The following is a 9,415-nucleotide window of genomic DNA, read 5'->3' as shown; positions in this document are numbered from 1 at the left end:
GGAAGCTGGACCGCAAGGCACTCCCTGCGCCGGAGGGAAGCGTGCCGACCGGAACGGAGTACGTAGCTCCGCGCACGGCTGTAGAAGCACAGTTGGTGGAAATTTGGCAGGAAGTGCTGGGAGTCGGTAAGGTCGGAATCCGGGACAACTTCTTTGAGATCGGCGGGCATTCTTTACGAGCTACGGTGCTGGTTGCCCGAATTCACAAAGAGCTGCATAGCAGTATCGCTCTGCGAGAAGTGTTCCAATCGTCNNAACGATTGTATATTTTGAGCCAGTTGGAAGGCGGCGGAATTAGCTACAACATGCCAGGAATCATGACGGTGGAAGGTTCCTTGGATCGCGAGCGTTTGGAAGAAGCGTTCAGGAAACTGATTCAGCGGCATGAAACGCTGCGGACCAGTTTTGATGTGGTGAACGGCGAACCGCAGCAGAAGGTGCATCCTGAAGTTGCTTTTGAGGTGGAGTATAGCCAAGCGAGCCAAGAAGAGGTGGAGGAACATATTCGCCGATTCATTCGCCCGTTTGATCTTGCGCAGGCGCCGTTGTTGCGGGCAGGTCTCATTCAATTGGAAGAAAATGACCACATCCTATTATTCGATATGCATCATATCGTTTCGGACGGCGTATCCATCGGCATACTGGTTGAAGAATTCAACCGTTTGTATGAAGGAAAAGACCTGTCGCCGCTTCGGATTCAGTATAAGGATTATGCGTCATGGCAGCAGTCGCAAGTCCACAATCAACAAATGATCAAACAGGAAGCGTACTGGTTGAATGTTTTTGACGGGGAGCTTCCGGTTCTGGACTTGCCGACCGATTATATGAGACCTTCGGTACAAAGCTTTGCGGGAGACCGAATCGAGTTTGTCGTCGATCACGCAAGAAGTATGGGGTTAAGGCAGCTAGCGGCTCAAACGGGATCGACCTTGTATATGGTATTGCTGGCTGCCTACACCGCCTTGCTGCATAAATATACAGGGCAAGAAGATGTCATTGTAGGCACGCCGATTGCGGGAAGACCACATGCGGATTTGGAAAGCATCATCGGGATGTTTGTGAATACGTTGGCCCTGCGCCATTATCCGGCCGGGGAAAAGACGTTCCATGACTATGTGCAAGAAGTGAAAGAAACGTCGCTAAAAGCGTTTGAAAACCAAGATTATCCGTTTGAAGCGCTGGTCGATAAGCTCAACTTGAAAAGAGACATGAGCCGTCATCCCTTATTCGACACGATGTTTGTGCTGCAAAATACAGAGCAAGGGGAAGACGATCTCGAAGGGCTGCAGTTCAAGCCTTACCCGCACCAGCACCAAGCAGCGAAATTCGATTTGACGCTCCAAGTGACGGAAGCGGCGGATGAGCTTGTTTGCAGCGTGGAGTATGCCAGCGCATTGTACAAAAAAGAAACTGTGGAACGGATGGCCAGCCATCTATTACAGTTCATCGACGTAGTGGTGAACAATTCCGAAGTCCAGCTATCGTCGATCGAAATCGTAACGGCGCAAGAGAAGGAACAAATATTAAAAGCATTCAACGATACTTCCTTGCCTTATCCAAGCGAAAAAACAATCCATCGGCTGTTCGAAGAGCAGGTGGAGCGCACGCCGGAGCAGGTGGCGGTCGTATTCGAGGGAAGCGGATTGACGTACCGTGAGCTGAATGAAAAGGCGAACCGGCTTGCCCGAACGTTACAAGCCCAAGGGGTTCAAGCGGAGCAGTTGGTTGGCCTTATGGTGGAACGTTCTCTGGAAATGATTGTCGGGATGCTCGGAATTTTAAAAGCAGGCGGAGCCTACGTGCCGATAGATCCCGAATACCCGGAAGAGCGCATTCGCTACATGCTGAGCGATTCGGGAGCGAAGGTGCTGCTTACGCAAAGTCATTTGCAAGGACGCATTGCATTTGAAGGCAAGCATGTCATTCTAGACGAACAAGAGGCTTACCATGCAGAATCCGCCAATTTGGAGATCGTTGTCGGCCCGCAGCATTTGGCGTACGTCATTTATACGTCGGGTACGACAGGACAGCCAAAAGGGGTTTTGGTGGAGCATCGCGGGTTATGCAACTTGAAGCCGTTTTTCGAGCATACCTTGCATATGAATGAGCAGGACAAGGTTGTGCAATTTGCCAGCTTGTCATTCGATGCTTCCTGCTGGGAAACCTTGATGGCGCTATTTACGGGAGCGACCTTGTACGTGCCGACGGCTTCGGTGATTTTGGATTATGTCTTGTTCGAACGCTTTATGAACGACAACCGTATTACGACGGCTACCCTTCCTCCGGCCTATGCGACTTACTTGGCCCCTGAGCGCCTTCCGGCGTTGGAGAAATTGATAACCGCGGGCTCCTCCTCTTCCGCCGAGCTTGTCCGGAAGTGGGAAGATATCATGTACTTCAATGCGTACGGCCCTACGGAAGATTCCATTTGTACCTCGATATGGGCCGCTTCGGACGGTTTGACGGAGCATGATGTCGTAACGATCGGAAGCCCGATTGCAAATCACCGCGTCTATATTGTGGATGCATGCAATCAACTGCTGCCGGTCGGCGTGGCCGGCGAGCTGTGCATAGCGGGAGCGGGATTGGCGAGAGGCTACTTAAACCGCGCTGATTTGACTGCGGAAAAGTTCGTCACCAACCCGTTTGAGAGCGGCGAACGGATGTACAAGACGGGAGACTTGGCCCGTTGGCTTCCGGACGGCAGCATCGAATATTTGGGGAGGGTCGACCATCAGGTCAAAATCCGCGGATATCGGATCGAGCTGGGCGAGGTGGAAGCGAGACTCTTGAATGTGGAGCATATTCAGGAGGCTATCGTGCTTGCACGGGAGGACGAAGCCGGTCAGCAGCACTTGTGCGCCTATTTTGTCGGCGAACGGCAGCTAACCTTGAGTCACATTCGGGAGGCCTTGTCCGCTAAGCTGCCTGGATACATGATTCCGACTTACTTTGTGCAGTTGGGGCGGATGCCGCTGACGCCGAATGGAAAAGTGGACCGCAAAGCGCTGCCTGTGCCGGAGGGAAGCGTGCCGACGGGAACGGAATACGTGGCGCCGCGCACAGCGACGGAAGCGCGGCTGGCGCAAATCTGGCAGGAAGTGCTGGGTCTTCCGAGCGTTGGGGTTCAAGACAACTTCTTTGAGGTCGGAGGACACTCTTTGCGCGCTACCCAGATGGTGTCGAGAATCCACAAGGAGCTGGATGGCGGCATCTCTTTGCGGGAAGTGTTCGAATCGCCAACGATCGAACAACTGGCCCGATTGATCGAAGAGCGGGATCAAGTCGCGTATGCGGATATCCCGTTAGCAGAGGAGAGCGAGTATTATTCTGTTTCCTCGGCCCAAAAGCGGTTGTTTGTTTTGAGCCAGTTGGAAGGCGGAGAAATCAGCTACAACATGCCGGGAGTCCTGAGCGTGGAAGGCGCCTTGGATCGTGGACGTCTGGAAGAAGCGTTCCGGAAGCTGATTGAGCGTCATGACACGCTGCGGACCAGCTTTGCCATGATTGACGGCGAACCGGTACAGCGGATCCATGCTGCAGTGTTCTTTGGAGTGGACTATGTCCAAGCCAAGGAAGAGGAAGTGGAAGCGTACATCGGCCGGTTTGTGCGCGCATTCGATCTGGGGCAGGCGCCGTTATTGCGGGTGCAGCTGCTTGAGCTGGACCGGGAGCGCCATGTTCTACTGTTCGACATGCACCACATTATCTCGGACGGCGTATCGATGGGCTTATTGATCGAAGAGTTTAGCCGGTTGTACGAAGGACAAGATTTGCCGCCGCTGCGGATTCAGTACAAGGATTATGCGGTATGGCAGCAGGCGCAGGTCCAAAGCGAACGGATGAGCAAGCAGGAAGCGTATTGGCTTGAGGCTTTCCAAGGGGAACTGCCGGTGCTCGATTTGCCGACGGATTATGTGAGACCGGCGGTACAGAGCTTTGAGGGGGACCGGGTATGCTTCGAGATTGACGGCTCGCGAAGCGAAGCGTTAAAACGGCTGGCGGCGCAGACTGGATCGACATTGTACATGGTGCTGCTGGCAGCATACACCTCATTGCTGCACAAATATACGGGGCAAGAGGATATCATCGTAGGAACGCCGATAGCGGGAAGACCGCATGCGGACTTGGGAAGCATGATCGGGATGTTTGTGAACACGCTGGCGATCCGCAATAACCCGTCGGGGGAAAAGACGTTCCAAGAGGTTGTGCGGGAAGTCAAGGAAACGGCGTTAAAGGCATACGAGAATCAGGACTATCCGTTTGATGCCTTGGTTGAGAAGCTGGGATTGAAAAGAGATCTGAGCCGCAACCCGCTATTTGACGCGATGTTTGTCCTGCAAAATGCAGAGCAAGGAGAGCAGACTCTCGCAGGGCTGCAGTTTAAGCCGTACCCGCATTCGCATAAAGTGGCGAAGTTTGACCTGACGCTCAGCATAGAAGAGGCTGGTGATGAACTGGCTTGCGGCATCGAATACGCAAGATCGCTGTATGAACGGGGCACCATCGAGCGGATGGCAAGTCACCTTCTGCAGTTCATCGATGCCATCCTGGAGAATCCGGAGGCCAGGTTGTCTTCTGCCGGCATGATTACGCCGCAAGAGGAAGAACAGATTCTAACCGTCTTCAACGATACCAAGGCCGATTATCCTCGTGAGAAAACAATTCATCAACTGCTCGAGGAGCAGGCGGAACGGACGCCGGAGCAGGTGGCGGTCGTTTTCGAAGAAACACGGTTAACGTACCGGGAACTGAACGAGCGAGCGAACAGGTTGGCACGCACATTGAGAGCCGGAGGTGTCAAGCCGGAGCAAATCGTAGGGCTGATGGTTGAACGTTCTCTGGAAATGGTTGTCGGAATTTGCGGGATTTTAAAATCCGGAGGAGCATATGTACCGATCGATCCTTCACTGCCGGAAGAACGCATCCGCTTTATGCTGGAGGATTCGGGAGCGCAGGTGCTGTTGACGCAGGGTCATTTGCAGGAGCGCGTATCGTTCGAGGGGAAACAGGTGGTTCTGGACGACGAAGAAAGCTACAGCGAGGATGCGGCGAATCTGGAGCCGGTTGTCGGCCCGCATAACCTGGCTTACGTGATCTACACGTCAGGAACGACAGGACAGCCCAAAGGAGTCATGGTAGAGCATCGCGGGTTATGTAATCTAAAGGCGCTTTGCGAGAACACCCTTCGTATGAACGGACAAGAAAAGGTCGTGCAATTTGCGAGCCTATCGTTCGACGCTACCTGCTGGGAAACTTTCAGTTCGCTATTTATGGGAGCGACTTTATATGTGCCGTCGGCCTCGGTCATTTTGGACTATCGTTTATTCGAGCATTATGTGAACGAAAATGGCATTACAATGGCTCTTTTGCCTCCGGCTTACGCCCTTTACTTAAATCCGGATCATATGCCGACGTTTAAGAAATTGATTACGGGAGGGTCTGCCTCTTCCGCTGAGCTGTTCGGAAAGTGGAAAGACAAAGTGATGTATTTCAACGCTTATGGTCCGACGGAAGATTCCATCATTACGTCGGTCTGGGCGGGAACACGTGATTGTACAGTGCAAAAGTCTGTTTCAATCGGACGTCCGGTTCCAAATCATCAGGCTTACATCGTAGATGCCCAGAATCAATTGCTGCCGATCGGGGTGGCAGGCGAGCTTTGTGTTGGGGGAATAGGGCTGGCCAGAGGGTATCTGAACCGTCCGGACTTGACTGCAGAGAAGTTCGTGGATAACCCGTTTGCAGCGGGAGAGCGGATGTACCGGACCGGAGACCTGGCCCGTTGGCTGCCGGACGGCAGCATCGAATATTTGGGCCGGATCGACCATCAGGTGAAAATCCGTGGTTACCGGATAGAGCCGGGCGAGGTGGAAGCGAAGCTCCTGAAGGTAGCGTCAGTCCAAGAGGCAGCCGTCATCGCCCGGGAAGACGCCGACGGACAAAAGTCTTTATGCGCGTATTTTGTGGCGGAGCAGACGCTGACAGTAAGCGAGCTTCGAGGAGCGCTTGCGCAAGAACTGCCTGGCTATATGATTCCTTCTTACTTTGTCCAACTGGAGCAAATGCCGCTGACGCCGAACGGGAAAGTAGACCGCAAAGCGCTGCCGGCGCCGGAAGGAAGCGTGCATACGGGAACGGAATACGTGGCGCCGCGTACAGAAGTGGAACAGACCTTAGCCTCGGTTTGGCAAGGGGTGCTGGGCGCTGGCAGAGTTGGGGTTCGGGATAACTTCTTCGAGCTTGGCGGGGACTCGATCAAAGCGATTCAAGTCTCTTCGAGATTGTTCCAGGCGGGTTACAAGCTGGAAATGAAAGATCTGTTCAAGCATCCGACCATAGGAGAACTGAGCCGTCATATCCAAGCGGTAAGCCGGATAGCGGAGCAGGGAGAAATTCGCGGAGCGACGAAGCTGACGCCGATTCAGCGTTGGTTCTTCGAGCAGCCGACAGGCGATCCGCATCACTTTAACCAGGCGGTCATGCTGTACCGGGAGCAAGGATTCGAAGAGGAAGCGGTCCGTCAGGCGATGCAGAAAATCGCCGAGCACCATGACGCGCTGCGACTGGTGTACCGCCAAACGGAGCAGGGTTATGAAGCGTGGAACCGCGGAATCGGAGAAGGCGAGCTGTACAGCCTGGACGTGGTGAACCTGAAGGGGAAAGCGGACAGCGCACAAGCGGTAGAAGCGAAAGCCAACGAGATCCAAAGCGGCATCAGCCTAAGCGAAGGGCCGTTGATGAAGCTGGGCTTGTTCCGATGCGACGAAGGCGACCACCTGCTGATTGTGATCCACCATTTGGCGGTGGACGGCGTATCGTGGCGAATCTTGTTCGAGGATTTTGCGACGGGCTACGAACAGGCGGTAAACGGAGAAGAGATTCGGCTGCCGCACAAAACGGATTCGTTCCGGAACTGGGCGCAGCGGCTGGCAGAATACGCGGCAAGCGAAGCGATGGAGAGCGAACGGACCTACTGGAAGCAGCGGCTGGAGCAGTGGAAGCCTGCGCTGCTGCCAAAAGATGCCGAGCAGGAAGAGGTATGGGTACGGGACAGCGAAGCGGTAACGGTACAATGGACGGAAGCGGAAACGGAGCAATTATTGAAAGAAGCGCACCGAGCCTACAATACGGAAATGAACGATTTGCTGCTGACGGCGCTGGGTCGTGCGATCCAGACGTGGACGGGCATGGAGCAAGTGCTGGTGAATCTGGAAGGACACGGCCGGGAGCAGATCGTCGAGGACATCGACATAACGCGGACGGTAGGATGGTTTACAAGCCAGTATCCGGTCGTACTGGAGATGGGTACGTGCAAAGACGCGGGCTACCAGATCAAGCGGGTCAAAGAAGAGCTGCGTCAGATTCCGCAGAAAGGGATCGGCTACGGCCTACTGAAGCACCTGTCGGTTCAGGGAGAGGACCGCACCTTATACGGGATCCAGCCGGAAATCAGCTTCAACTACCTGGGGCAGTTTGACCAGGATTTCGCCAATAGCGCACTGCAGCTATCGCCTTACTCGGTGGGCACATCGCTCAGCGGAAACCGAACGCAGAATTATGCATTGGATATCAACGGAATGATATCCGAGGGAGCGCTGCAGCTTACCATCGGATACAGCGGCAAAGAATACCAGCGAGAGACGATGGAGCGGTTAGCGGGCATGGTCCGCCAGGCACTTCAGGAAGTGATCGGGCATTGCGTGGAGAAAGAGAAGCCGGAGCTGACGCCAAGCGACGTACTGCTGAAGGGATTGACGGTGGAGGAGCTGGAGCGGCTTGTCGAGGAGACGGGGCGAATCGGCGAGCTGGAAAATGTGTATAAGCTAACGCCGATGCAGAAGGGAATGCTGTTCCACAGCCAGCTGGAACCGGATTCGACCGCTTACTTCGAGCAGGTAACTTTTGAGCTTCGAGGCAGCTTGAATGTGGAAGCGATTGTCCAAAGCTTTGACTCTCTCATGGAAAGGCACACCGTACTGCGTACAAATTTTTACACGGCGCGCGGGGACTTGCCGGTTCAAGTGGTGTTCCGCAATAAGAAGTTGGAAAATCATTATGAAGACTTGTCTGGGATGAATGAGGTACAACGTGAAGCATACTTTGCGGCTTACGCGGAGAAGGACAAGACCAGAGGGTTTGACTTGGCTCAAGATTCGTTGATGAGGGTAGCCATTTTCCATAAGGATGAGGAATGCTACTGGCTGTTGTGGAGCTTCCACCATATCATTATGGATGGTTGGTGCATACCTCTCGTCACGAATGAAGTGTTCGATACCTATGCTGCAATGGAGCAGGGCCGGAAACCGGAACCGGCTCCGGCGCAGCCATACAGCCAATACATCAAATGGCTCGAGCAGCGGAATGAAGAAGAGGCATCGAGGTATTGGAGCAAGTACTTGGAAGGATACGATCAGCAGCCGGTATTGCCTCAAGGCAAGGCAGAAGACAAGACGGCAGCCTACGCGCTGGAGCAACTTGTTTGCGATCTGGGACGCAACCTGACGCAGCGGCTGGACGAAGTGGCGAAGCAGCATCAGGTGACGGTGAATACGCTATTGCAAGTGGCCTGGGGAATGTTGCTGCAGAGTTACAACGGAATACAGGATGTCGTCTTTGGAAGCGTAGTATCGGGAAGATCGGCGGAAATTCCGGGAATTGAAAGCATCATAGGACTATTTATCAACACGATTCCGGTGCGTATCCGGACGGAAGAAAGCGACACCGTGGCGGACGTGATCCGCAGAAGCCAAGAGCAGTCATTGACATCGCATGCGTACGATACGTATCCGTTGTATGAAATACAGGCACGCACCGAACAAAAGCAGCAGTTGATCACTCACATCATGGTGTTTGAAAACTACCCTGTCGAACAGCAGATGGAGCAATCGGGCAGTGGACAGACAGACTTTGAGATTAATGTCGTCAACTTGTTCGAGCAAACCAACTATCCTTTTGACGTGGTTGTCGTACCTGGTGAAGAGATGAAGATCATATTCCGCTACAACGGAGCGATCTACAACGGGGGCACTGTGGAACGGATTGGGAACCATCTGGTCCGGCTTATAGAACAGTTTACGACCAACCCAAGTATCCGAGTCCGGGATCTGGAACTCACGACGGAAGCGGAGAAAATACAGATTCTGGATCGCTTTAACGATACGGCTGCCGAGTATTCTCAAGAGAAGACGATTCATGAGCTGTTTGAGGAGCAGGTGGAGCGGACGCCGGAGCATGTGGCGGTTGTATTCGAGGGAAGCGAGCTGACCTACCGGGAGCTGAACGAACAAGCGAACCGGTTGGCGCGAGTGTTGCGAGCGGAAGGCGTGGAGGCCGAGCAGAAGGTCGGGCTGATGGTCGAACGCTCTCTGGAAATGATGGTAGGGGTGTACGGCATCCTGAAAGCCGGGGGAGC

The 9,415-nt window shown here is 53.9% G+C and carries 1 protein-coding gene; it reads left to right on the top strand.

Annotated features, from left to right (window positions below):
- Positions 1-9,415: non-ribosomal peptide synthetase (locus ET33_RS35640; RefSeq protein ID WP_036693979.1), on the top strand; the 9,415-nt coding region annotated here is incomplete at both ends.

The organism is Paenibacillus tyrphae (genome assembly GCF_000722545.1).
Classification (GTDB): Bacteria; Bacillota; Bacilli; order Paenibacillales; family NBRC-103111; genus Paenibacillus_G; species Paenibacillus_G tyrfis.
This window is presented reverse-complemented; position numbering and strand designations above follow the sequence as displayed.